At 51.8% G+C, this 25995-nt stretch carries 16 protein-coding genes; 4 read left to right on the forward strand and 12 right to left on the reverse strand.

Translation table 11 applies throughout. The annotated features are described in order from the left end of the window. Positions 1 to 58 precede the first annotated feature (58 nt). From P2W70_RS27870 to P2W70_RS27890, 5 genes are all read right to left on the reverse strand, one after another. Entirely contained in the window at positions 59 to 1525 is a 1467-nt protein-coding gene (locus P2W70_RS27870) for an RICIN domain-containing protein (RefSeq protein ID WP_276484848.1), read from the reverse strand. 114 nt (positions 1526 to 1639) lie between these two features. Next, positions 1640 to 3340, reverse strand: a complete 1701-nt coding sequence (locus P2W70_RS27875; RefSeq protein ID WP_276484849.1) for a RagB/SusD family nutrient uptake outer membrane protein — start codon at positions 3338 to 3340, stop codon at positions 1640 to 1642. A 16-nt stretch (positions 3341 to 3356) separates the two neighbouring features. Further along, positions 3357 to 6449, reverse strand: coding sequence for a SusC/RagA family TonB-linked outer membrane protein (locus P2W70_RS27880; protein WP_276484850.1), 3093 nt, complete (start codon positions 6447 to 6449; stop codon positions 3357 to 3359). A 289-nt stretch (positions 6450 to 6738) separates the two neighbouring features. Next, complete coding sequence (locus tag P2W70_RS27885; RefSeq protein ID WP_276484851.1) at positions 6739 to 10806, reverse strand: hybrid sensor histidine kinase/response regulator transcription factor; 4068 nt, start codon at positions 10804 to 10806, stop codon at positions 6739 to 6741. Positions 10807 to 10925: 119 nt separating this feature from the next. Next, positions 10926 to 11588, reverse strand: coding sequence for a hypothetical protein (locus tag P2W70_RS27890; protein ID WP_276484852.1), 663 nt, complete (start codon positions 11586 to 11588; stop codon positions 10926 to 10928). A gap of 95 nt (positions 11589 to 11683) precedes the next feature. On the opposite strand from P2W70_RS27890, the gene P2W70_RS27895 reads away from it, so the two are divergent. Then, the gene (locus tag P2W70_RS27895; RefSeq protein ID WP_276484853.1) at positions 11684 to 12700 is read left to right on the forward strand and encodes a helix-turn-helix domain-containing protein; all 1017 of its coding nucleotides are present in this window, start codon (positions 11684 to 11686) and stop codon (positions 12698 to 12700) included. 151 nt (positions 12701 to 12851) lie between these two features. On the opposite strand, the gene P2W70_RS27900 is transcribed toward P2W70_RS27895, so the two are convergent. The 3 genes from P2W70_RS27900 to P2W70_RS27910 all read right to left on the reverse strand — a co-directional run bounded on the left by P2W70_RS27900 (position 12852) and on the right by P2W70_RS27910 (position 15319). Beyond that, positions 12852 to 13655, reverse strand: a complete 804-nt coding sequence (locus P2W70_RS27900; protein ID WP_276484854.1) for a hypothetical protein — start codon at positions 13653 to 13655, stop codon at positions 12852 to 12854. 326 nt (positions 13656 to 13981) lie between these two features. Next, a complete protein-coding gene (locus P2W70_RS27905) occupies positions 13982 to 14749 on the reverse strand; it encodes a class I SAM-dependent methyltransferase (RefSeq protein ID WP_276484855.1) in 768 nt (255 codons plus the stop codon). 333 nt (positions 14750 to 15082) lie between these two features. Beyond that, a complete protein-coding gene (locus P2W70_RS27910) occupies positions 15083 to 15319 on the reverse strand; it encodes a hypothetical protein (RefSeq protein ID WP_276484856.1) in 237 nt (78 codons plus the stop codon). 263 nt (positions 15320 to 15582) lie between these two features. On the opposite strand from P2W70_RS27910, the gene P2W70_RS27915 reads away from it, so the two are divergent. The 3 genes from P2W70_RS27915 (at position 15583) to P2W70_RS27925 (ending at position 18521) form a co-directional block, all read left to right on the forward strand. Then, on the forward strand, positions 15583 to 16587 hold the full coding sequence (locus P2W70_RS27915) for an SPFH domain-containing protein (protein WP_276484857.1): 1005 nt from the start codon (positions 15583 to 15585) through the stop codon (positions 16585 to 16587). A 149-nt stretch (positions 16588 to 16736) separates the two neighbouring features. Further along, the gene (locus P2W70_RS27920) at positions 16737 to 17834 is read left to right on the forward strand and encodes a TFIIB-type zinc ribbon-containing protein (protein ID WP_276484858.1); all 1098 of its coding nucleotides are present in this window, start codon (positions 16737 to 16739) and stop codon (positions 17832 to 17834) included. A 201-nt stretch (positions 17835 to 18035) separates the two neighbouring features. Continuing rightward, positions 18036 to 18521, forward strand: a complete 486-nt coding sequence (locus P2W70_RS27925; RefSeq protein WP_276484859.1) for an energy transducer TonB — start codon at positions 18036 to 18038, stop codon at positions 18519 to 18521. 4 nt (positions 18522 to 18525) lie between these two features. On the opposite strand, the gene P2W70_RS27930 is transcribed toward P2W70_RS27925, so the two are convergent. Genes P2W70_RS27930 through P2W70_RS27945 form a run of 4 tightly spaced genes read right to left on the reverse strand, consistent with a single transcriptional unit; the run spans position 18526 to position 25985 of the window. Beyond that, positions 18526 to 19488 carry a glycosyl hydrolase family 18 protein gene (locus P2W70_RS27930; RefSeq protein WP_276484860.1) on the reverse strand — a complete coding sequence of 321 codons (963 nt, stop codon included), beginning with the start codon at positions 19486 to 19488 and terminating at the stop codon, positions 18526 to 18528. A gap of 2 nt (positions 19489 to 19490) precedes the next feature. After that, positions 19491 to 20849 carry a glycosyl hydrolase family 18 protein gene (locus P2W70_RS27935; protein WP_276484861.1) on the reverse strand — a complete coding sequence of 453 codons (1359 nt, stop codon included), beginning with the start codon at positions 20847 to 20849 and terminating at the stop codon, positions 19491 to 19493. A 33-nt stretch (positions 20850 to 20882) separates the two neighbouring features. Continuing rightward, on the reverse strand, positions 20883 to 22463 hold the full coding sequence (locus P2W70_RS27940; protein WP_276484862.1) for a SusD/RagB family nutrient-binding outer membrane lipoprotein: 1581 nt from the start codon (positions 22461 to 22463) through the stop codon (positions 20883 to 20885). A 30-nt stretch (positions 22464 to 22493) separates the two neighbouring features. Further along, complete coding sequence (locus tag P2W70_RS27945; RefSeq protein ID WP_276484863.1) at positions 22494 to 25985, reverse strand: SusC/RagA family TonB-linked outer membrane protein; 3492 nt, start codon at positions 25983 to 25985, stop codon at positions 22494 to 22496. Between the last annotated feature and the right edge of the window lie 10 nt (positions 25986 to 25995).

The following is a 25995-nucleotide window of genomic DNA, read 5'->3' on the forward strand; positions in this document are numbered from 1 at the left end:
GGGTTTATGAAAAACTGCCAGCCGTCGGCTATTGACGGCCGGCAGTTGCTAAAATAGACTATAGTTGCACGATCTGCCACTGCTGATTGCGTGCTCCGCTATAGGGCCACTGGATCACCGTGCCACCATTGGCGGTGGAAGCACCATTCAGGTCCAGCGACAAACCACTGTTGCGGTTGATGATCTCGAAATAACCAAATCCCATATCGATGATCTGCCATTGCTGGTTATTACCGCCCCAATAATCCCACTGCACGATGGCGGTTCCACCTGTGGTGGAACTACCATTCACATCCAGCCCCTTGTTGCTGTTGCGGTTGATGATGCTGAAATAACCGTTGCCCAGGCTGGTGATCTTCCATTGCTGGTTGTTGCCACCCCAGTAATCCCATTGTACGATGGCGCCTCCATTGGCGGTGGAGCTACCATTTACATCGAGCGCTTTATTGCTGTTGCGGCACACGATGCGGTACCAGGCTGCACTGCTGAAACTACCCAACGGCTGCGAAAGCGTTGTATTGTTCCAGGCATACTGCAACCGGGTAAGTCCCGAGGCATTGTTGGTCGTCAGGGTCGTGCCGCTCAGGGTAAGCAGGCTATAGGTATCGCCATTCCGCAGGCCGGGCCAGTATACACAACCCATACCGCGGCTGCGGATGCGGTTGGTGAGCCCCTGAAAGTAAGCGATTTCGCGGTCTGTACCGGCGGCACCCGTGTAGTTCTTACCGTTGGTCATCGGAATACCAAATTCAGTCACGATGGTGCGGTCGGGATAGGCAATGGATTCCACGGCCGATTCCCAGTCACCGACAGTATTGCGGTTGTTATCGAACCAGGTATAGTTGTGGTACGAAAGCAGGCAATTGGTAAACCGGCTATCGGAGCCCACCACGTTCACATCCTGCGCGTAGCCCGAACCATCGAGCACGATGCGGCCATGGGGTACGGATGAATAATTACTTAAGAAAGTTGCGTAAATGTTTTTAAGATCGGTAGCGCTGTAGCCATGGGGTTCATTGAACGGTTCAAGATATACCCGGCTATTGCTGCCGTACTTGGTAACGACGGCCTGCCACATGTTCCAGAACTGGGTGGTGTTGTCGATCGTACCATTGCGTGAACTCGCGCCTTCCCAATAGGCAAGGATCACGTTCATACTTTTTTCGAGGGCCGCATCGATAGCGCCGCAGTAGGCGGTCCACCAGGATTCCAATACAGTAGGTGGATTGATGGGGATGCGGATGGTATTGGCCCCTCTTGCCTGGAAGGCCGTTAGGATGTTGTTGGCTTTGGACTTGGTAGTTGCGTAGTTGTCGGAAGAAGAAAGACCACTGATGACGACCCAGCCGTCTTCGAAATTGTCGTCGGGATCGGCCCAGTTCACTCCTTTGAAGCCACCTGTTGCCAGGGTTTGCACTTCTTCGGGAGGAGTAACGGTGTTGTTGTCAGCTTGTTTGTCCGAAAGGTTTTTGTTGCAGGCTACGAGCGCCAGCAGGATGATCACATAGCAGGATAAGTGTTTCATTACAATCGTTTTTTTATGATGAAGGTTTAATGCATCATTCCTGTATGGGTGCGGATCATAGGCATTAATGGTGGCAGGGGCCCGGGCTCTCCACCGGGACACCCTGCCTTTCCACTAATAATTATCGTTTTGTTTCAACTTGTAATTGGAGGCTTGAATTTCAGCACGGGGTATGGGCAACCAGTAGTGCTGTGTCAGGAACTTACGTCCATCCAGCGCCACTTTTGTCGCATACGTATACGTAGTGCCATTTTTGGTGATTGTTATGCCGTTGGCGGGTTTGTTCTCCGTTACATCGGCAATCTTCCAGCGACGTACGTCATAGAAGCGATGTTCTTCGAAGGCCAGCTCTACCCTTCTTTCGGAACGGATCAGGTCACGCATTTGCGCTTGCGATCTGCCAACAGGGATGGCAGGCATACCTACACTGGAGCGTGCACGTACCAGGTTCACTGCCTGACGGGGCGTCAAAGTAGCACCGGAAGGGACTACATCTGGGCCACCCACTTCATTGGCTGCTTCCGCATAGTTGAGCAATACTTCCGCATAGCGGATATAGATCCAGGGCTGGAAGCCTGCATTACCCCATGGGTTTTGCAATGGATACGCATCGTTCATAAACTTCTTCAGGTAGTAGCCTGTTTTGGAAGTGTTCCAGTTATCAGGACCATCCTTACTATCCTTACCACCGGGTGTATAGGTGTCGATGGTGCTGCCGCGGTAAGAGGCGCCATTGTACAGGATCGTGAAATAGAAACGGGGATCGCGGTTGGCATAAGGCTGTGCCGGGTTGTAGCTGGTGCCTGCATCTGTGATCGCCGATCCATCCATCATGCGATAGTCGTCGACCAGGTTTTGCAAGGGCAGGTTACCACCCCAGCCACCATAGCTATTGGGACCATTGGCGATCTCCAGGTGGGTATGGTTGGCATTCTTGGTATACAGACGGGCAAAGATGATCTCGTTGTTGCCGGTGGCATCGAGAAACAGCTTATCATATCCACCCTGGAAGAGACTGTATTTGTTCATCGCGATCACCGCCTGGTTGGCAGTTACGGCATCAGCCCAGGTACCGGTAGCATAGAGCGGGCTGGCGGCATACAATAATAAACGGGCTTTCAGGGCGAGGGCTGCTCCTTTGGTAGCACGACCCAGCGGCCAGTTGCCGTCGTTATCAGTTGGCAGCAGAGCAGCCGCCTGATCAAATTGACTTACCGCATAGTCGATGCTGGCCTTCAGCGTAGCACGCTGGAAGAGCGCATCGTTCTGCAGGTTATCACCCAGCTCGAGCACCTGGTCACCCATCAATACCACACCGCCATAGTTGCGGATCAGGTCGAGGTAGCGGAAGGCGCGGATAAATTGCAGTTCGCCTTTGAGACGATTCTTGCGCGCATCGCTCATCTTGATTTGTGTAAGTCCATTGAGTGCAAAGTTCACTTCGCGGATACTGCGGTAGCTGCGGGGCCAGATGGTGCCGGCCATACCCACGTTTTCGGGCGCCAGCAAACCACGCTGAATGGTCCAGGTATTGTCGTCGTTGTTGTAGATCGACTCATCCGTGATGGAGCTCCACATACTGTACTCCATACCACGTCCGAAACCCGGATCGGTACCATCCCCTTCTTTGTCCTGTAGTCGGGCACCGATGTAGCGGTTCACGACAAACGCTTCAAACACCGTACTGTCTGCCAGCACCGCCGCTTCGGAAAATTTATCGGTCGGATTGATCTCGAGAAAGTTTTTCTTGCAACTGAAGAGCAGGGAACTGAGGGCCGCTGCACTGATTATATGGAATAATTTCTTGTTAAGCATCGTTCGCATTTTAAGGTTAGAACCGGACGTTTACACCCACATTGATGATCCTTTGCTGCGGATAGAATTGACCGCTGCCGCTGTTACCTTCCGGATCGTAATCTTTCACCTTCGTGATGGTAAACAGGTTGAAGGCATTGACATAGAAACGCACCGCCTGCAGGTGTACTGCACTCAGGGCCTTCCCGGCCAGGTTATACCCCAACTCCACATTCTTCAGGCGGAAGAAAGCAGCATTGTTGAGCCAGAAGGTGTTGTTGTACAGACCACCGTTCACAGAAGAGGAGGCACGTGTATCCACTCTTGGATAAGATCCATTGGTATTGGTGGGGCTCCAGCGATTATCGGCCCAGCTGCTGTAGAAATTACCTACTGTACCAGACTCGGGCAATACATACTGGCTCACCTTGGCCTGGCCGGCAAATACCGCCTGCAGGTCGAAGTTCTTGAAACCTACATTCAGTACAGTACCATACGTAATCAGCGGGATATTGCCATACTCGGTACGCACCTGGTCATCGGCCGTGATCTTACCGTCGCCATTATAATCTTCATAGATCAGGTCGCCTGGTTGAGCACCACTGAGGTGAGGCGTCTTGTCGATCTCATCCTGTGTACGGAAAATACCGGTAGCCCTGTATAATAAATAGGTATTGAGCGGGTGACCGGTCTGGCGCTGATAATCCAGCACACCGGGTGCTTCGTCGATAAAATCGATCGTACTCTTCGCATACGTGAAGTTGGCGGTAATGCCATACTGCCAGTCACCCCGACGCTTGTTGTAACCCACGGTAGCTTCTACACCCTGGTTGCTAACCTTACCGATGTTCTCGGAAGGCACCAGCGGATCGGCCCCAAACGGATTCACGATACCAGATACAAAGGGAATGGAAGCATTACGCACCGCGAGGATATTGGAACGCTTCTGGTTGAAGTAAACGAATTCGAAGTTGAAGTCATTGAACAGCACACCCTCAATCGCGATATCCGCTTTACGTGCATCTTCCCAATGAATGTTAAGGTTGGCCAGTTTGGTAAGGTCCAGGCCCGGTACGATCACGGGACCGTTGCTGGTTTGTACCACCATCTGGTTCTTCAACGAGTAGTTGGTGAAATATTGGAACAGACCTACGTTATCGTTACCCAGCGCACCATACGAAGCGCGGATCTTGAGGTCACGTACAAAGTTCACGTTCTGGAAGAACGACTCTTTGGAGATTCTCCAACCCACCGATGCGGAGGGGAAATAACCATACTGGTTGCCCTTAGGGAAGGTAGAAGAACCGTCGATACGCATTTGCAGATCGACCAGGTATTTTTCCTGGAAGTCGTACGACACTTTACCGAAATAACTTTTGCGCGTGAAGCTGTAGCTGCTACCGGTGTTGTCGCGATCGGTAGCGGCACTGCCACCCTGCGACAGTTCGGGCGTCAGCACACTGAGGAAGTTGATACGGTTAGCCGAGAAATTCTCCCGCTTTACCTGGCTCTGCTCATAACCTACAAACGCATTGAGGTTGTGATCGCCCCAGCCACGCTGGTAGTTGACCTTGATGTTGTAAGTAGCCTGGTTCATGTTCTGCTGCGACTCGTTGAGCTGCGCAGCATTGTTGTTGCCACCTACGATACGGTTGTTGTAAGCACCGGTAGTCTTATCGTACGAATACAATATATAAGGAGTGGAAAAATTCTTACCAAATGTCCACGACTTATCGAAGGCAGCAAATCCATCGATCGACAATCCCTTCACTGCGGAGATGTTATAGCTGCCCTTGAGGATACCATTGAATACCTGCGTGGGGTTGCGGTTGATACCACCGGCATCGGTTGCCATCATGACCGGATTGTTGCCTTCAATACCATAAGAGGGCAATCCGTTGGGATAGCGTGCAGGAATGGTGGAATAAGCGCGATAGATGGAACGGAAGATATCGCCGGCACCAGCGGTGGGGAACTGACGGTCTTCTTCACGGCCCGAGAGATACAGGCTCACTTTGAAATCCTTCGTGATGTTCGCATCGATATTAGAGCGGAAATTGTACTGCTTGTATTTGGTGATACCATTGCGGTACAGGCCATCCTGGTTCAGCATACCTGCTGAAATGAAGTAGCGCACATTTTCCGAACCGCCCGTGACGGATACGTTGGCCTGGGTTTGCGGGGCCGAGCTCCGGAGGGTTTCTTTGGTCCAGTCGGTATTGGGATAGTTGATCGGATCGCTGCCATCGGCAAATTTCTGGATGTCGGTCGCAGAATACTGCTGGTTCATACCACCCGCCCTGTTGTTGTAATAGGCGATCTCGTTGGTGATGGTGGCGTAGGTAGCGGCATCTGCCATTTTCGGCAGGCGCGTGGGAGAAGCAAAACCCTGGTTGAAGCTGGCGTTGATCACGGGTTTACCCGATTTACCGCGTTTGGTGGTAATTAAGATAACACCGTTGGCCGCCCGGCTACCGTAGATGGCAGCAGAGGCGTCTTTCAGTACAGAGATGCTTTCGATGTCGTTGGGATTGAGGCGCTCCAGACCACCGATCTGCCCCGGCACCCCGTCTACCACGATGAGTACATCGTTGTTGCCGGTGGTGGCCAAACCACGGATGGTGAAGGAAGAACCATCATAACCCGGCTCACCGCTGCGGTTGTTGATCACCATACCGGAAAAACGGCCTGCCAGCGAATTCGAAAGGTTTGCCTGGGGGCTTTTCACCAGGTCGCCGCCCTTAACCACCGAGATGGAGCCGGTCAGCGTGGCTTTCTTTTGGGTATTGTACCCCACCACTACTACCTCGCCCAGGTTGGCGTCGATCGGGTCGAGCGATACCGTCAGACTACCCGATTCGGGAACCGTCTGTTCTTTGGAAGTAAAATTTACGTGTGTGAAAACCAGGGTAGCGCCGGCGGCGGCCTGGATGGAGAACTTGCCCTGTTCGTCGGTCACGGCGACTGTTTGTGTACCTTTTACCGAAACGGTGACACCAGCAACTGGCGCATCGGCCGCTCGAACGGTACCCGTGACAGGTTGTTGGGCCCATAAGGAAAGACTAAATAAAGAGCATAGACTACAGAGCAGTAGCTTCAGGGGTATACCCTCTGGCAAGAATCGTCTCATAATACAAGCGATGTTTAGTTTTTAATGTCGTTTACCGCAATCAATGGGACAGCACATACGGGGGCCATGGCTATCCGGCCTGAATAATAAAGGTAATGGAGGAAGGGAGGGTGCTACGGTGGGCCAGCTGTTAAAATGTGGGGGGTAAATTGTATGAAAACCCGTGGGTGGTAAACTATTTAGGGTATTGGAAATCAATGAATGGGACCAGCACGATGTGAAACCGGTCAACACCCGCAAGGCTCCATGGAGGGAGCGCCAACCAGGTAGTGGACGGCCTGACCAGCCCTTACTGTCCGTCTTCCGGACGGATCAGGTGGTGATCGCTGTTGAAGGTCTGCCGGTATTTCTTGATGTACTCCGAGGGCGTCATCCCAAACAACTTCACAAACTGTTCCCGGAAATACCGCACGTCGCCGATGCCGACCTGGAAGGCCGCCTGGTTCACGTTCAGGTTTTCCCGGATCATCAGCACGGCGGCCCGCCTCAGCCGCACCGACCGGATAAAGGCATTGAGCGACTGCCCGGAAATATGCTTCACCTTTAAATATAAGGTCGACCGGCTCAGGCCCATAGCCTTGCAAAACTTCTGGATGGTGAAATCCTCCGTATCCAGGTTCTGCTCCACCACTTTGATACAGCTGCCCAGGAATTCCCGGTATTCGGCCGGCACCTTCACCGACGACTCACCCAGGGTAATATTGTCGAGGAAGTACCGCTGCAGCTGGTTCCGGTTGCGGATGGTGGTCTCCACCCGCGCCAGCAGCAACTGGCTATCGAACGGTTTGGTAATATAGTCATCAGCTCCGCCCTCGATCCCTTTGAGCCGGGTTTCGGCGGCCGAAGCGGCGGTGAGCAGGATGACGGGGATATGCCCCAGGGTTTCGGACTGCTTCACTTTACTGCAAAGTTCCAGGCCGTCGATCCCATCCATATTGATATCGCTGATGATCAGGTCGGGCAGGTGCTGGGCTGCCAGCTCCAGGCCCTTCATACCATTTTCGGCCGCGTAGACAAAATATTTATCCCGGAAAATGTGTTGCAGGTAGTCGCGGATCTCCGCATTGTCGTCGACCACCAACACCGTTTTCTTTTCGGTCACCAATTCATCTACCGACTTCCCGGCGGCCAGCACAGGGGTAGCCAGGGCTACGGGTTGCGCCGTTTCGCCCGCCAGTTCTTCCAGCAATTGATGATCTGCCTGCCCATCGGCCTGGATGCTGTTGGCGGGCAAATGCACTTTGCCTTTCAGCAGGGTGATGGTGAACACGGCTCCTGCCTCACCGGCGCTGCCCACTTCTACCGTACCCTGGTGGCTGGTGATGAAATGTTTTACCAGGTAGAGCCCGATGCCAAACCCTGTTTTCTGGGTACGGGCACCGTTGACCTGCTGAAACTTTTCGAAGATCGATTCCCGATCCGCTTCCGCAATACCGCAACCGCTGTCGCTGATGGCCAGCTGGACGGTATTTGCCGTAGGCTTGATGGTGAAACTGATCGTTCCGCCGTCGGGCGTAAACTTGAACGCATTGGACAGCAGGTTGAACAAGGCGATCTCTATTTTTTCATAGTCGCCGTACAACATGATCTCCTGTTCACTCGAAATGAAACGATAATCGATATGGCGTGCATGGGCCTGCTGTACAAAACACTGGTACACTTCATCGCAGAGCTGCACGATGTTGAGGTGCGCAATTTTCAATACATCTTTTTCACTGCCTGCCTTGCGGAACAGCAACAGTTGGTCTACCAGGCTCAGCAGGCGTCGTGCATTGCGATAAGCAACGGTGAGCCCTACATCGGTGTGCTGCTGCAACTTCTCTTTAAGGGGGTTGATGATCAGCGACAGGGGTGTACGGAACTCGTGCGAAATATTGGTGAAGAAGGAAAGCTTACGCTCTGCCAGTTCTTTGTCTTTTTCATGTTCGAGGTGGGCCAGCCTGATCTCATAACGCAATCGCTCCTGCCTGCGGGCGTAACGGATATACCCATAGATAAGACTGAAGAAAGCCAACCCATACAGTACATACGCCCACCAACTGCGGTACCAGGGGGGCAGTACGGTTACCTGCAACAAACTCGTCTCTGCGCCCCAGCTGCCATCGGGGTTGGAAGCTTTTACCAGGAACTCATAATTGCCTTCCTGCAAGCGCGAGTAGTTGGCCGTGCGGCTACCCCTCACATGGTTCCAGGATTTATCCCATCCCTTGAGCATGTAGGCGTATTTGATCTTGGCCGCATCCGAATAATCCAGTGCGAGGAAGTCGAGCAACAGGGCTGCCTTATCATAAGGAACCGTGATGTGCCGGATGGTTTCCAGTTCACGGGCGGTGATGCTGCCGTCGTGCTCGGCTACCGGCTGGTTGTTGATCTTGAGTCCGTCGAGAAACACCGTCGGGGTAGGTTTCTGCGCTGGTATACTATCGGGGTGAAAGATGTTGAAGCCTTTGATACCACCAAAGAGAAGATGCCCGGATGACAGGGCAAGGGCGGCGTTGAAACTAAACTGGTTGCTTTGCAGGCCATCGGTCTGCGAGAAGTTGGTGCAGGTTTGCGTAGCCGGGTTGAAGCGGGCGAGGCCATTGTAGGTACTGATCCAGCAATAACCTTTTTCATCTTCCAGCAGGCGCAGAATGGTATTGCTGGGCAACCCTTCGGAAGTGGTAAACTGTTTGAATCGTCCGGTCGTTTTATCGAGTAGCAACAAGCCGGCTCCTTGCGTTCCTACCCAGAAATTGCCTTTGCGGTCTTCGTGGATGGTGCGCACGGGAAAACCGATCGGATATACGCGGTGCTCTTTGTGCAACCGATCGATATGGATAACGGAAGTATAGTTGCCGCCCCAGAGGTCGCCGGCCCTGTCTTCGGTCATACATTGCAGGTTTACGATCGAGGCATCGAAGAGATCGAAGCGATTGGCTGCCCGGTTGAAACGGTAGAGGCTGCCATCATTGGTAGCGCCTGCCCAGATATCCTTTTGTCGATCCTGGTACACCAGCCAGCTGTTGTTTTCATAGGTATTGGTGTTGGGATTGAAGAGTGAGTAATGTTCAAAAGAGCTACTGTTCTTGCGCAGCCGGTTGACGGCACCAAACCAGGTTGAGATCCAGATATCGTCCAGGTCGTCTTTCATGATACCGGTAATGAAGTTGCTGCTGAGGGCTGAGGGATCGCCCGGTTTGCGCCGGTAATTGGTAAAGGTATTGCGTTGGCGATCCCAGTAGCGAAGCCCGGCTCCATCGGTACCGATGTATACATTGTGCCGTTCATCTTCACAAAAGGAGAGAATAAAATTATCGATGAGGTGATTGCCCCCGGTTGCCTGGTAGCTGATGTGGTGGAAGGGTTTGGCCTGTGGCTCGACGACATTGACGCCACCGCGCAGGGTACCCAGCCACATGCGGCCGTCGCGGTCTTCCAGTATAGAGTACACCACGTTGCTGTTGATGACCGGCGCGCCGTCTATGGTGGGATAAGGAGCCGCCTCGGGCGACTGCGGTTTCAGTTGGTAGAGACCGCCTCCATCGGAACCGATCCACAACACCTCCAGCTGATCGAGGTAAAGCGCTACTACATTGGTATTGCCGGGCATCTTGTTGTTCGATAGTTGACGAGTAGCAGGATCGTAAAGAAACAAGCCATTGCCATTACCGATCCATACCTGCCCGGCGCGATTGACACGCAGGCTATACGCTTGCGTCAACCCATCGCTGGACAGCTTCAATGATTTACGCAAGGGATCGTACACGTACAATCCGTAGCCCTGCACAAACACCCATATACGTTTATGCGTTTCATCGTATTCGATCCGGTTAGCGTGGTAATTATAGGTATTGCCGGAAGCAGTAGGCAGGGGTACCTGTATGGCAGTACGACTGTTGTTTTCAAAGAGCAGCAGGCCCATGAAATGTGATCCGGCCAACATGGAACCCTTACCGATATTGGTGAGGCAACTGATCTCCGATTGTATCTTGGCGCGTTTGTTTTGTTCTTTGTCGAGGTACCAGGCGGCAGCAAATTGCTCCGTTAAAGGGTTGTAGATATTGAGTCCCCGCTGCCCTCCTACCCATAACTGGTGCTGGTCATCGCCTTCTAGTGAATAAACGTTGTTGGTGGATAGCGACGTGCTGTCGCCGATGATGTTGCGGAAGATGCGGAAATTGTACCCGTCGTAGCGGTTGAGCCCGTCGTAAGTGCCCACCCAGATAAAGCCCTGGTGATCCTGGTAGAGGGTAAGGATGGCATTATTGGAAAGGCCCTGCTCGATACCCAGGTACCGTACAGGCAGATCATTGGCCTGCAATTGCAGGCAGGCAAGCAATAGCGTTACAAATAGTAGCGATAGTCTCCTCATCATACTGGCGTGGAATCGTAACAGCCGCAAAAGCGGCAGGTTCCGGGCTCAAATTACATTTTTCTGATGGATGTCGAGCTTTCGCCACCGGATTCATTGCAATCCATTGGTTAATCGGGGGCCTACCCCTCCTGCCGTTTGCTGCGCACGACCAGCCCGATGCTGACTACCAATATCCACAAAAAGAACATACCAGCTGCCAGGGGAATATTCCAGCCATTGACGCTGTAAAAATCAAGCGGTGTGGTCATGAAAAAATAAGTGGGAATAAAAGCGGCATTGTATACTGCACACACAAACCCCAGCCAGGCCATCCATCGTGGCAACAGCCGGGCCTGGAGCAACCACGCACTACCCGTGACGAGCATCATGGTGGTCAACAGCCGGTTGATGGGGCCATAGATCAACAAGGCGCCATTGGCTCCCTGCCCCACGAAGGTGGGATTCACCGGTTGGCTGCCCGCCCCCCAGGCCGCACCTGCCTGCATTGAGTCTGCTACCAGCGACACGATCGCAAAGCAAAGGGCAGCAGCAAACAACAGCGTGCCTGTCCCCAAAAGCTGGGGTGTATGTCTGTCGATAATGGTTTTAAGGCCGCTGAAAAAGGTGATCGCCCCCAGACAAATCAACAGATCGATCCCTATCCGGTACAGGATGATGGGCACTGGTGGAGTGCCGGCCGGCGTAGGGGTGTAAAAGAAATACAGTGGTATTTCCAACAATACCAATAGATAAAGCAGTATGCCGGCGATGCCGGTAAATTTAAACAACCGGGAACTTTTCATGGCTGATGAGCGTTTTGTCGCGCATCAGCAAGAATAGCCGCTTACTTCCAAAATAGATTATATTTAAAGGAGTAACACTTATACAAGCAGGAACGATGTCATTCCAACTAGCCGACATACCATCCAGCCATTTTCAACAACTCGACCAGTTCTTCGGACAGGGAAGCCATTTGTCGGGATTCACCGAAACAAGCCAACGTATTCAGCATCCCCACGTAGAGGGCCGCGCTACGGAATGGTATTTTGATGGTATTCGTATGGGCTACTCCGATTGGAAGTACCGGAAGGCAGTAGACCTGCCCTGGCGATACGATATCCAGGTAGACCTGATTACCCTGCAGGTGAACTTACGCGGCTCGGTATTCATGGGGCCGCACAGCGCACAAGCGCCACGCCTGTTTACGGGCGCGCAGCACAATTTGTTTTATGCCAACGGGCATGATCGCAATGAAGGATTTTTACGCAGCGATCGGCTGCGCTCTTCCCTGTTCTTTCTGCAGTTCAGCCGCGACAGCTTTCTGCGGATGGCTGCCCAGGCCAATGAACCGTTGCAGCGTTTCTGCGACCGGGTGCTCAGCGGTCAATCCACCTTGCTCAGCAGCAGCAACCTGCCGGTGGATACACCGATGCTCGGCATCATTCAACAAATCAACCATTGCCCCTATACCGGTGGGTTGAAACACCTGTTCCTCTTGTCCAAGTCGATCGAGTTGTTGGTATTGCAGGCAGCCGCCTGCGCAGACAAGGAAACTATCGTATACCAATACCTACAATCCGCGTCCGATATCGACGCCATCGTTGCGGCCAGGGAGCATATCATGAGCCACCTCGATGATCCACCCAGCCTTGCGGCGCTGGCCCGTATCGTGGGCATCAATGAATACAAGCTAAAGCGTGGCTTTAAAGAAGTATATGGCAATACGGTATTTGGTTACCTCGCCGAAGCCCGGCTCGAGCTGGCACGTACACAACTATTGCATACCCATCAGGCAGTCGCCGCGATCGCTGTATCGTTGGGATATGCTTCACCACAACATTTCAGTAAGGCTTTCAGCCGAAAATTTGGCCTTTCACCGCAGCAGTGGCGTAGGCAGTCAGCTGTGCGCCCATAAAAGCCATACAGCCCGGGGAAACGCCAGGCGTCTTTGTGACTACTTGCATCCACGGGTATAAAAAAAGCCTGTATCCAGTGTTAGATACAGGCTTACTATGAATCTGCTGCAAGAGCTGTGGGAAAACAGAACAACAGAGCCCCCTGGCTGATTATCCTACTTCTAAAATTTTACCGCTGCCGCCGTAGGGTAGCATCTCGACTTCATCCAGTGTTTTGAGGATGCCGTAGCAAACTCCAACTGTCACGACCAATGTATAATTTTCGTTGGGTGGCGTATCGTTACTGCTCAATACAATTTCCTGTGTGGGTGATCCCTCGAGCAGAGAAAACCAGTTTGTATAGCTATCCGCATCGGCAAAAGATCGTTCCTTATCAAACACCGACACATAACGTCCATTTTTCCAAACGACATCGGGAACCGCCGTCATCGTAGCGATAAAACGATAAAAAGGAGACCGCATAGAAGGAAAGAAATTGACATTTGGAATCAATGCCGGAATACGCAAGGTAGCAGTGAGTGTTTCCCTATTAATTGAACACTGCGGTGATAGGGTAACGACGCTGTCGAAAGGATTGGTACGGTTTAGTGAATACCCTTTAACGTACTCTTTGTGCTGTGACAGGAAAATACTTCTTTCTCCTAAATCCCCTTCGCCATCCAGTACCTGAACGGAGGACAAGATCCCATTGAGCGGCGCGGTTACGTTGTGGTCTCTGCAACATTTGTGCAAACGTAAAGCCCAATTGAGGTGGCCAACAATTACCGACCTGCCACCAAACTCTTTACCCGCGCGACAGAACAAATCCAACCGCGGGTCTCTTTTTTGTTTTGCCCTCGAATGACCGCTGCTTCTGCGAACAACTGGTCTATCGACACCTTTCATTTTGTAAATGGAAATACCATCGATCTTTCCCCGAATACCGTCTCCCATGCCTGGGTACATTTTTGCCATAAATAAGGTTTATATGATTAATAAAGATAGAAAAGCCCATAGCGGTCGCTATGGGACTTCCCGTTTACTTATGACGAAATTAATCCATACAACGGAAACATAGTAACTAAATAACATATTTTTAGCGGGGTTGCAGCGGCCCTATATAAGTCCGCTGCAACCCCGCTCCATCTCCGCTGCATCTCCGCTGTATCTCCGCTGCATCCTCTTGTAAGGCGTTAATTAGGAATCCCTTAGACTAGAATCAGGTATACACCGGCTCTCGGCAGGCATAAAAAAGCCCTGCCGGATGCACCGGCAGGGCTTTCAATATCAGGAAAAGCTGTTTAGAGCTTCTTTTTCCAAAGTGTGTTGAAACCACCCGTCATACCATAAGGCAGCACTTCTGCGATCTGGCAGTCGAGGGTTTGGAGCGCCTTGATGCGCTTGGTCAGCAGGGAGAAGGGGAATACGTCTTCTACGAAATTGGTCTTGCTGAACTTGATGATTTCGAACTTGTTGGCATCGGCCAGCTTCTTCAGGTCGGTTTGGGAGAAGAACTGTACGTGATCGAGGTTATCGGCCTGCGACTGTACGGTAGTGCCTTTATAACCCAGCATTTTCTTCAGTCCGTTGAGGAAGCGCTGCATGCCAGGGCTTTTGCGGGCAGCCAGCATGGGTTTGGTTACAAATACTTCACGGGGGCCCTTACCGTTGGGCACGGTCACCACGAGGGTACCTTCGTCTTTGAGCGATTTGTACAAAGTTTCCAGCAAGATGGAAGGCTGGTCCAGGTGCTCGAGTACTTCACTGCAAATAACAGCGTCGAACTGCTTGCCCTGGGCGATCAGGTCTTCGGCGCTGATCACGTCGAAGCGAACATTGGGTAGCTTGTTCTTACTTTTCGCCACGGCGATTGTCTTATCACTGATGTCGATACCCAGCACATTGTAGCCAAACTGGCCCAAGTGCCTGCTTATCACACCATTACCACAACCTACATCGAGGATGTTTCCTCCTGCAGGGATTGCCTTCGCCAGGCTCTCGGCAATAAATTTGAGGCGCTTGATGTCAGCAATGCGCTCATACTCATAAGAAATAGCTGTCTGTTGCATAATACAAAGTAACGAATGAGTTCAAAGATATGCAATAGCCCTCGAGTTTTTTCTTTAATTTATTGTAAATCAATCTACAGCAAACGAAGCAAAACTTGACAATTCCTTCCCGGTCAATGAGTTCGTGCCGGATGCGGCGGGAGAAAATACCCAATTAAGGGCGAGCGGCAATGATTTCGGGAAGCGTGAGTGGCATCTTACCTTGAGCAGGTGCGGGCGCTGGACACAGGCAGCCGTAAAAAAACATACCTGTAATAAACCTTCTCTGGAGATAAGCTTATTACAGGTATCAATCTGTCTTAGGATTGTTGGAAAAGTTCACCCAAACGATGACTATTTTCCATTGGAATTGGACAAATATCTTGCGGCAAAGTACCGGGCTTCTTCCTGCAGTATCTGTAATACATCAGGAGGAATATTATCATTGTACTGAGAACTGACATATTTGTACAGACTGGAAAAGTCTGAATGTGCACTCCTCACTTCCGCGATCAACTTCATGCGGGAAGATGTCTGCGCCGTAGCTGCCTCCAAAAACTTCTTTACTTCGTTACTGGTTATTAAACTCATAGGGATAAGCGTTAGGGCATGAAAATACAACAATACCGCATTTTGCAACCCATTAGCCCTATTAATATTTGAAAATACCGTTATTATGCGGTGTAGCGACCCCGTAAAAAAATCCGCTTTGTTTAACGCATGCCCGGAGGGAGTAACTAATTGCATTACAATGAACTTATGCGGGCATGAATAGTTGAATGTGGTTGTAACATTTCCTTTCGACCCCACACTAATGAGATATTCTTTACCTTCCAACGTATAAAACCACGTCTATGGGATTGTTTGACTTTATCAAGAATGAGTTTATCGAGGTCATCGAATGGGTAGATGATACCAGCGATACCGTCATCTATAAGTTTCCCGACAAGAACAACAAGATCATGAACGGCGCCCAGCTGACCGTGCGCGAATCGCAGGTGGCCGTATTGATGAACGAAGGTGAGTTTGGCGATGTATACATCCCCGGCCGCCATGAGCTGTCTACGCAGAACATGCCCATCACCACCACGCTGAACTCGTGGAAATACCTGTTCAACTCGCCGTTTAAAGTCGACATCTTCTATGTCAGCACCAAACAATTCACCAACCTGAAGTGGGGCACCTCCAACCCGATCATCGTACGTGATCCGGAATTCAAACAGGTACGTCTGCGCTCCTTCGGTACCTATACCATGCGGGTGATCGACCCCAAGAAATTCATCACCGAGTTTGCGGGCACCAATCCCTGGGTACGGGTGGAAGCTGTCAGCGAGCAATTGCGCAATACCATCGTCAGCAAGTTATCCGAAGGCCTGGCAGAAGCCGGCATTTCCGTACTCGACCTGGCAGCTAATTTTACAGAGATCGGTGAAAAGTTGAAGCCTGTTTTCCAGAAGGAATTCGACGTGTGGGGTATCGAGATCGGTAAGTTCTACATCGAGAATGTGACGCTGCCCGAAGAGGTGGAAAAGATGCTCGACAAAACGACGCAACTCAATATGTTGTCGGACAAGTTGAATCAATTCAACCAGATGCAGGGCGGTATTGCCCTTGAAAACCTCTCCAATAACCCCGGGGCTGCCAACACCGCCGGCATCGGTGCAGGCGTTATCCTGACCAACCTGCTACAGCCTCAGCAACAACAGCAACCCGCACAAAACAATGCGCCGGTAGCTGATCCCAACGAAAAGCAAAAGCTGGTCGACCTGCTCAAGCAATTGGGAGATCTGAAGGCGCAAGGCATCCTGACGGAAGAAGAATTCAATGTGAAAAAAGCCGAGATACTCGGTAAATTATAAGGCACTGCATTGGGGGTAGGTTATCATTGCTGCCTGCCCCCAATGCCTGTTCTACTGCAACACAAGGCAATATAGCTGGCCATCGATACCGGAGCTTAGATCAAGGCGACCAGCGGCACAACCAGCGTACCACTGATACGAAAATTTCCATGGAAACAACAACCACCTCCTCTTCTTCCCTATTGCTATTCCCCTGCCCGGGTTGCAACTCGCAATTGTATTTCAGTGCCAAATCGCAGCAGCTGGTGTGCGAACACTGCGGCACCAAGGTGGACATCGATAAAGCTACCGACCGCATCCAGGAAAACAACCTGCGCCAACAACTGGCCGTTGGTGGCGACGCCAGCGTAACCGTCGAACAGCTGGTATATAAATGCACCCGATGTGGCTCCGAATCGGCTTTCACCAATGAATTACCCACTTTCACCTGCAGCTTCTGCAACTTCGAAGCCGTAAATCCGGTCGCTTATAAAACCCGAATCATACAGCCTTCGGGCATGGTGCCGTTCAAGATCGATAAACAACAATCGGTCGATACTTTCAAAACCTGGATCGGTAAGGGATGGTGGGCACCCAACGACCTGCAAGCCATTGCCCGCCACGATGCCCTGCACGGTATCTACCTCCCCTTCTGGACCTACGACGCGCAAACCAACAGCGCCTGGAGCGGCTATGGCGGGCGCTACTATTACGAAACGGAATCGTACACCGATAGCAACGGCAATCGCCAGACGCGCCAGGTACAACGCACAGAATGGATCTACCGCAGTGGCACCTACGATCATTTCTTTGACGATATCCTCATCGGCGGCGCTACCGAGCTCACCCAAAGTGAATATGAAAGTGTATTTCCTTACCAGCTGCAGGAGCTCGTCAATTTCGATGCGCAATATTTATCGGGCTGGCAGGCCGATGTATATGACATTGCCGTGAATGACGGCTATGTAAAAGCAGAACAGATTATGCGGGACTCGATCCATGCGGCCTGCGTGGAGCGATGCCGTATCGATACGTACCGAGGACTGGAAGTGAACACCGACTATTCCAATCAAACCTACAAGCATATCCTGCTACCTATCTGGCTGTGCACCTACGCGTACAAGGGCAAGACCTACCATTTTCTCGTCAACGGACAAACGGGCAAGATCCATGGCAAAAAGCCGGTTTCCGCCTGGAAAGTTACCCTGGCCGTGCTCGCTGCACTGTTGATCATCATTGCGATCATCGTGCTGGCCAACGGGCAGTAAGGTCTATTGACATTTCGGCTTCCTGTTATTGCAATACACCATGCATTACTGGCTGACACACAACCCAGTCAATCAGTTCGCCTACAGCGATATTGTCCGTCTTATCCACGGGGGCTAATAACAACAATATGGAGGCGCCCGGCAGCGTTGATAGTAAAGCCGGTGCCGGGCAATTGGCCCGAAAACCTGCTGGTATCCCCTATGAATCACCGATTTGTCCTCTTTGTGATCCTGCTGTGTTCGATGGCTTTCTGCAGCCTCGAGGAACCTCCTGTTCATGTCCAAAACGAAGAGCGAGGACATAATGGTTGCCAGTTTTATTACGACAGTGTTTTGCAGGAGAAGGTACATATCACCGTGCAGAGCGATCCGGAATTTATCGGCGGTGCTGCCTCCTGGCAACGCTTCCTCAACAAAAACTTCCGCTTCCCGTTGGACATGAACGAAAACGGCGAAAATCAATATGGCGTTTACACGATCTGTGTGATCGATAAGGAAGGTAAATTACTGGATATACGCATCGATCAAAAACCAGACAGCTCCACGTACAGTCCACTTGACCGTGAGTTTATCCGACTGGTAAAACAAGTGCCTCGCTGGAAACCGGCGGTCTGCAATGGCCAGAAGGTAACCTGCGTAACGCAGCGCATCATCACCGGCTGCGTGTATTATGAATATGAGAATTAGAGAACTACTCCTTCACCGCCTCATCGATCGCGCGCAACAAGGATTTGGGATTGTCAGAAGGAAGGTCCTGCGTCATTTCCCAGATCATCACGCCTTTGAAGCCTTTCCGCTTTGCATAAGCCGTCTTCTCTTTGATCAACACCGGGCCGTTGAACTGCACCAGGTTGTGCTCGTTGGTTTCCGCCGGCAGAAAAGGAAACCAGCTTACAATATCTTTATAGTTCACCTGATCGGCCAGGCCACCTGCATCGGTCTTGAACTTATAGCCATAAAACGGCAATCCGATCACCATATTCGCAGTTTTCGTATACCCTTTCCGCTTCCAGAAATCCACCGCCTCCAGCACATGCTGAAAGGTGGCATGATTGCCATAGGGACTCGCTGCCCAGGCACCCGCCTGGTCATACACCATCAACTGGATCCAGTCTGCATACTTCAAAGCCCTCGCGCTGTAATACTCTCCGCCCCAGCCATGGGCCACCGTGGCTACCAGCTGCAACCCTTTCGCATGCAACTGCTCCGACATCACTTTCATCAACGCTTCAAAATTGGCCGCATTGGTATTGTCGCGGATCTGTTCCCAATCCATATCCGCCCCCTGTAACTGATTATCCAGGCAAAATTGGGTACAGGCAGCTGCAAAAGCCGTACGCCCGGCAGCGGTAGCCGCCATGATGAGCATCGAAGTATCTGATCCGCCACCCAGGCTGATGAGCCTTACCTTACCGGCACTGCGCGTTTTGAAAACATCGAATGCCCGTTGCTCTTCGTCTGTAAAAGACAGCAAACTGCCGTCGGGCCTTGCCTTGAGGAAGGCGAAGAACACGTGCGTCAGTTTGCTGTAGTCAATGGCAGCGCCGTCTTTCCAGGAAGGCACGTAACCGCCCACTATAAACGACGCTGCCTGTGCACTGCTCTTTGTGCAGCCAAGGAGCAGCAGGAAGGTTATGGTATAGATCGTTCGCATGATCAATTCAATGTCCTGAACACGTTACGGAACAGGGATTTGGTCGTATCGGCCGCGTCAGCATCGATGTACCAGCCATACATGCCTTTGTAGGCACTGGTCTTGATGAAGTCAGCCTTCTGCTTTACCAGCGGCACGCCATTGTAGTATACGCCTTTGGATACATTGATCTTTTCTTTGGTATCGGCCGCAGGATCCGCAGCAATGATGGCTTTGTAAGTCATATAGTCATAAGCCGACCAACCTGCACAATTACCATTGGCATCGAGTTCATTGTAGCGCAGGCCAAATGCCGGGAACCCTACCACCACCTTAGAGGCGGGCACATGAAACTGAGCCCATATATTGGCAGCTGTTTTCATGAACTCGAGGGAAGACGCCTGCCCTACCGGTGCACCCGGACCTACGTGTACGCCATCTTCAAAGGCGCGCACATTGACCCAGTCAACCGGCGTCAGATCAGGATACTCCCAATGTTGCCAGCCGGCACCCGCGGTAATGGTAATGATCGCATCTGTCGGCAAGGCTGCCCGCAATTCTTTTACAAACAACCCCAAGACCGTCAGGCTGGCGCCATAATTGGGCGATCCATTGAAGTCGGTCATCATCACATCCACGCCATCCATTTTGGTAGTCTGGAGGTAGTTCTTCACCTGCGCCACCAAACCCGCACGGAGACCGGGATTGCGCAGGGCCGGTCCCATATCATCACTTTCGTACAAAGCCCAGCCATCTACCGGCGACAGGCGGCCAAACAAGGTGAGCAATACCGGCAGTCCGCGGATATGACCGCGTGCCACCAGCTCGTCGGCCAATTGGTTGGCATTACCCCGGGTAATATCGAGCGATCCATCCGAGCTGACCCGGCCAAACTGTGCCGCTACATGTGTTACATAATTCCATTTCACATCGGCCCCTATCCCATCGATACTCAGGTAACCCATCACCACTTTGTTGAAATTCTTCCGGGTATAGGTCGTTGGTTTTACAATCACCTGTGAGGCTCTTGTAGACACCAGTCCGTTGTGCTCCACTTCCAGCTTGATATTGTACTCGCCACCAGCTGTAGGCGTAAACTTGAAGGTAGTATCGCTCGACTTTACTTCATCGTTCACCTTCCAGCTGATCTTTACCTTACCGGCTGGTGAATAGGTAATTCCGCCATAGGTGGCCGTTTGTCCCTGGTTGAGGATCACTGCCTGCGGAAAACTTCCCTGCGCATAAAAGATGCGGGGGTAATCGTTGGGACCAAACTCCGGGTCGTCGGCAATGTCTTTGTTGCAAGCCGCCACCAGCAGCGTGCTGAGCACCAGCACAGCCAATTGTATATCGAGCAGTTTCTTATTTTGTATAGTACGCATTTTGCAAAGATTGAGGTCGTTCAAAAATGAATATTAAGGCATATCCCACCATACACGGTTGCTCCAATCGTCTTTGCCGCCCATACGTCCGATCGCTTCTCCGGCATGGGTAGCATTGAGTGATTTTTCGGAGATGGGATACTCCAGCCTGCGCGGCATTTGTTGCGCATCGGAATAGCCACTCTTGAAGCCTGAAGGCAATACGGGATATCCGCTCCTGCGCAAATTGGCAAATGCTTCGGGACCATTCAGGAAATAAACGATCCACAGCTGGGTATTGATCTGCCTTAACTCGTTGCCGGGCGCCAGGGTATTGTCGGCAATGAACTTATTGATATCGGCATCGCTGATGGCCGGTGCGCCGGGATACAGGCTGAGTTGTTTACAGGCCGCCGTCAACCCATTCTTGTAGTGTTCCTCAGCCGAAACGCCCAGGGTAATGCCGAACCGGAAGGAGGCATCTGCCAGTAACAGCTCTGTCTCTGCATAACCCAGGTGCAGGTAAGGCGCGTTGGGTGCAATGAGCCAGTTGGCGACCTGGATGAACTGCTCGTTGTTGGATACCGGTACGTTCTGCGCATCCGGTGTATTGACGTAGATGGTATTCTGCCAGTTGTCCCAGATAAAATCCGTAGGCCGTACACCAAACGATCCTACCTGTGCTTTTACCTGTTGGGTAATGTCGACCCTTTCAAAAGGCTTGAATGCCTTATCGAGGTAATTGCGGGCAAATACATACAAGCGGGGATCATTGCTATTTTGCAACTGGCTCACAAAGGTGCTGGTGAGGCGGTAGCCGATGAGGTCACCCTGGTTCAAGGCAGCCGATATACCATTACCGCGCAGATCGACATAGTCATTCTGCACATTGTCATGGTTGAGCAGGCAGTTGTCGTCGGCAGAAGTCATGACGCCGGCGGTAAACGCTTTCTGCACTTCTTCTTTGGCTTTGGCCGGCAGACGCTTGGCTACCCTAAGTGCCAGACGCAACCGCAGCGAGGCCGCAAACTTCTTCCATTTGCTGATGCTGCCTTTGTAAAACGCATCGTTGTTCACCACATCCTTTCCTTCATTGAAACGCAGCACGGCCGTATCCAGTTGTTTGAAGAAGTCGGCATAGATATCTTCCTGCTTGTCGTATTTGGGCGATGACTTACCTTTTGAATACGCCCCGGAGGCTTCCGTATATGGAATATCACCATAGATATCGGTGAGGCGGGCAAACACATATACTTTCATCACCCGGCACATACCATTGAGGTTTTTCGCATTGTCGAGGTTGCGCGTACGCTCTTCTGCATCGAGTATATTCTTGACCTCGTTCACGAAATTATCTTCCCACAGCAAGGAAGCGTAGCGCTCCTGCTTTACATAAAACTGCCCGTACTGGTTGGACCAGGCGCCGCCCAGGTGCCCTACCAGGGGCATGGTCAGTATCACACCGAGCCGTTCCTGTACATTGAGGTCGCCCGACAGTTTTTGCTGTACATAGCCCAGTTGTATGGCCGGGTCGAGGTTGGCCGACCGGGTGGGGTCGGTATTGAGGTCGCCAAATTTCTTACAGGATGTAGCCAACATCCCTGCAAGCCCTATTAAACAGATAATCTTTTTCATAACAGGTTGTATTGTATTGGGAATGTTGGTTTAGAACCTGACGTTTAAGTTGAGTCCCCAGCTTCTTCTGCCGGGCAGTGATCCGTATTCGAGGCCCTGACCATTACCATTGTTGTAATTGGAATCAGGATCGACGTTGGGTACATTCTTGTAAATGATCAGGGGATTGCGTGCCACCACCGACAGCGAGATACCCTGGGCACTGATCTTCTTCGACCAGCGGGCGGGCAGGTTGTACGACAATACGATCTCGCGCAGCTTGACATACGTAGCATCGTAGATGAACGGAGGTGCTATGCCTTTGTCATCGCCATAATACTGTGGCCAGTACGTATTAGGATCTACTGGCTTGGTGTTGCTGGCGTACACGGGTTTGCCCTGCGGATCGGTACCTGTTTGCACGACACCTTGTGGTACGTAACCTTTGGCGTTGCCGGAAGCGATCCATTCATCGAGGGTTTTATTGGCAGCCAGGCGCGCTTCTTCCGACTGTATCCACTCCTGTCGGCCGGCCAGGGTCATCTTGTGCTGACCACGGGTAACGGCGAAGAGGTTGGTCATGGAAAACAGGTCAGCACCTGTCTTTACATCGATCACGGCTGTAAGCCCGATGTTCTTGTAACGGAATGTATTGGTAACACCACCCGTCCAGTTCCAGGTGCCTTTACCCAGCGGTACACGCTCATCGCTGGCCAGTGGGTGCAGGGTCACGGGATCCAATATCGTTTGTCCGTCAGACGTACGCTGGTAATCGTATCCCAGCATGGTACCGTAGGGCAAATTGGGTTCTGCGATCACGGAAATCCCCAACCACCGCGCATCCGACAGGGTAATGTAAGCCACGCCATCTGCCAGTGATTTCACGGTATTCTTGTTGTGGGCTGCGTTGACGGCGATATCCCAACTGAAGTTTTTGGTGGTGACGGGTTTACCGGTCACCAACAGTTCTACACCCGTATTGGAGATGGTACCGGCATTGATGACCTGCGAAGCAAATCCGCCGGAGAAAGGAATGTTGACATAGTTAATCTGGTCTCGCGAGTTCTGTGTATACCAGGTAAACTCTACGCCGATCTTGTTATTGAACAACTTTGCGTCGATACCCGTTTCGATGCTGCGCGTGCGGGTAGGCCGCAGGGTGGCATTGGGGTTGGCCGTATTGGCAATAAAACCGATCACGTTATTGGCAGGTTGCAAAGGATGCAGCGCATAATTGAGGGTCAGCTGGTAGGGGTCTGTATCGTTGCCCACTTCGGCGGCCGACGCCCTAACTTTCAGGAAGTTGAGGAAGCCCGTTTTCAGCCTGGGGAAGGCATCCGAAATGATAAAGGAGCCACCGAGCGACGGATACCAGTAACTATTATTGGAAGGCGGCAGGGTGGACGAGATATCACGCCGAATGGTGGCATCGAGGTAGGCATACCCATGGTAACCGAGGCTAAATGTAGAATAGAAGGAATTGGTGCGCTTGCGGATATTGGTTTCGGTAACGGTATTTGTTTTAAAGCTATTGAATACGACAGCATCCATCACCACCATATTGGTACCTACTTTAGCACTTCCCCGGTTGCGGTAAAACTCCATGTTGCCGCCAATGTTGACGCTACCATCGAAGTGGCCCAGGGTTTTCTTCATGGTCACGAGCACATCGGCAGAGGTATAGGAGAACCGCGTATCGGTGCCATCCAGGCGACCGGTCAAGGCACCGGGCGTAGAGGGCGGACTGAACTTTTCGAAGCCCAGAAAGGTGAAATCATTGTTGATCCTACCCTGCAGGGAGAGCCAGTAGGTTGGATTGTAGTTGAGTTGCACAATACTCATGAGCCTGTCCTTGCGGGTGATATTGCTCATGCGGTTGATAACCCAGTAGGGATTGAGGTGGTATTGTCCACCGCCCCACTCTACGTATTGGCCAAACTGGTCCTGGTAACCTTCCTCAAATACTTTCTGATCGACGTTGTTGGCAAGACCAACAAAATTGAACCCGATATTGCTGGGATCATCCGCCAGTCCCGGGCGGTTCTTCACATACTCATTCATGTAGGTAGCCCGTACATCGAGGTTGAGCTTGCTACCGATCTTGCTGGTGCCGCGCAGGGTAAAAGTATTCCGGTTGATATAGCTTTTAGGGACGATATCGTCGTTGTACAGGTTGCTGTACGAAAAACGGATGGTGCTGGTTTCATTGCCGCCCGTAATGGCCACGTTGTTGGCAATGGTAGAACCCGTACGGAAGAAGTTTTCGATGTTGTTCTTCACCAAACCATAGGGCGCCGTACCACCATTGAAAGCGGGAATGGTCAGGTTGGGATCCAGTTTGGCGCCGAAGTTGGAGAACAACGTACTACGAGAGATCAGGCTGCTGGTAGGAATGCTGCCACTCATACCCTGTCCATATTCGTATTGGTTATCGTTGGACCGTGTCAGCAGGGTTTCGAAAGTGGCGGTAGAATTCACTTCTATGCCCAGGCTTTTACGGCTGGCGCCTTTGCGGGTAGTGATCATGATAACACCATGACCTGCCCGGCCACCATACAGTGCGGAGGCCGCGGGCCCTTTCAATACGGAGATCGATTCGATGTCATTGGGATCGATGGCCGAGATGGCATCACCCAGGTCAAAACCCGCTGCATACTTATCGTTGGTCGTAGCACCATAGTTGGAATTGTCCATCGGTACGCCGTCCACTACATATAGTGGCTGGTTATTACCGGTGATATCGGTATTACCCCGGATCAGTACTTTGGCAGCACTGCCGGGACCACCGGCCGTATTGCTGATGATGAGGCCCGGTACACGTCCGGCGAGGGTATTGATCACGTTGGGATCGCGGGCCTTATCGATTTGCTCGCCCTTTACTTCGCCCACGGCATAGCCGAGGGCTTTCTTTTCGCGCTTGATACCGAGCGATGTCACCACGACCTCGCTCAGGTTCTTGGCCGAAGCGACCAGGGAGATGGTGACTGGTTGGCCCAGCTTATCCACGAGTACCATGTGATCATCGAATCCGATGGAGGTAAAAAGCAGGCGGTTTTGTACGGCAGCGGGAATCTCAAAGTTGCCGTCTTTGTCAGACACGACGGTTACTTTCAATCGCTGGTTGGTAATGCTGACGGATGAAAGCGGTTCACCGGCATCGCTCACGATCTTGCCTTTGTACACGGTAGTCACTTCATTGCCTTCTGTGGTCAGCGACTTTACCGTGGCGGTGTTGTTGCGCAGCTGATAGGTGAGGCCGGCGAGTGCGCACACTTTGTCGAGCAGGTCTTTTAGTTTGTAGGTGGCCGTGGGAAGCGTGATCTTTTTGGTAAGATTCACTTTGCCGGCATCGTAAGCAAATCGGACACCGGTCTTTTGTGTGATCTCGGTAAATGCTTTTTCTACAGTGGCATCGGCAAAACCGATCTGTACGGTGGAATTGTCCTGAGCGCGGGCCCCCTGGTACAGGAGGATGAGTAATAGCAAGGAGGCGCTCTTGAGCAAAGGGAGTACCTTGCCCACAAGTTTGTTTGTGTAGCTCATAAGCAGTCTT

Origin of the sequence: Paraflavitalea pollutisoli (assembly GCF_029360705.1) — a bacterium.
Lineage (GTDB): Bacteria > Bacteroidota > Bacteroidia > Chitinophagales > Chitinophagaceae > Paraflavitalea > Paraflavitalea pollutisoli.

Excerpts from the sequence above, each read along its gene's own strand:
- P2W70_RS27870 (WP_276484848.1), bottom strand. The coding sequence starts at position 1,525 with ATGAAACACTTATCCTGCTATGTGATCATCCTGCTGGCGCTCGTAGCC.
- P2W70_RS27875 (WP_276484849.1), bottom strand. The coding sequence starts at position 3,340 with ATGCTTAACAAGAAATTATTCCATATAATCAGTGCAGCGGCCCTCAGT.
- P2W70_RS27880 (WP_276484850.1), bottom strand. The coding sequence starts at position 6,449 with ATGAGACGATTCTTGCCAGAGGGTATACCCCTGAAGCTACTGCTCTGT.
- P2W70_RS27885 (WP_276484851.1), bottom strand. The coding sequence starts at position 10,806 with ATGATGAGGAGACTATCGCTACTATTTGTAACGCTATTGCTTGCCTGC.
- P2W70_RS27890 (WP_276484852.1), bottom strand. The coding sequence starts at position 11,588 with ATGAAAAGTTCCCGGTTGTTTAAATTTACCGGCATCGCCGGCATACTG.
- P2W70_RS27895 (WP_276484853.1), top strand. The coding sequence starts at position 11,684 with ATGTCATTCCAACTAGCCGACATACCATCCAGCCATTTTCAACAACTC.
- P2W70_RS27900 (WP_276484854.1), bottom strand. The coding sequence starts at position 13,655 with ATGGCAAAAATGTACCCAGGCATGGGAGACGGTATTCGGGGAAAGATC.
- P2W70_RS27905 (WP_276484855.1), bottom strand. The coding sequence starts at position 14,749 with ATGCAACAGACAGCTATTTCTTATGAGTATGAGCGCATTGCTGACATC.
- P2W70_RS27910 (WP_276484856.1), bottom strand. The coding sequence starts at position 15,319 with ATGAGTTTAATAACCAGTAACGAAGTAAAGAAGTTTTTGGAGGCAGCT.
- P2W70_RS27915 (WP_276484857.1), top strand. The coding sequence starts at position 15,583 with ATGGGATTGTTTGACTTTATCAAGAATGAGTTTATCGAGGTCATCGAA.
- P2W70_RS27920 (WP_276484858.1), top strand. The coding sequence starts at position 16,737 with ATGGAAACAACAACCACCTCCTCTTCTTCCCTATTGCTATTCCCCTGC.
- P2W70_RS27925 (WP_276484859.1), top strand. The coding sequence starts at position 18,036 with ATGAATCACCGATTTGTCCTCTTTGTGATCCTGCTGTGTTCGATGGCT.
- P2W70_RS27930 (WP_276484860.1), bottom strand. The coding sequence starts at position 19,488 with ATGCGAACGATCTATACCATAACCTTCCTGCTGCTCCTTGGCTGCACA.
- P2W70_RS27935 (WP_276484861.1), bottom strand. The coding sequence starts at position 20,849 with ATGCGTACTATACAAAATAAGAAACTGCTCGATATACAATTGGCTGTG.
- P2W70_RS27940 (WP_276484862.1), bottom strand. The coding sequence starts at position 22,463 with ATGAAAAAGATTATCTGTTTAATAGGGCTTGCAGGGATGTTGGCTACA.
- P2W70_RS27945 (WP_276484863.1), bottom strand. The coding sequence starts at position 25,985 with ATGAGCTACACAAACAAACTTGTGGGCAAGGTACTCCCTTTGCTCAAG.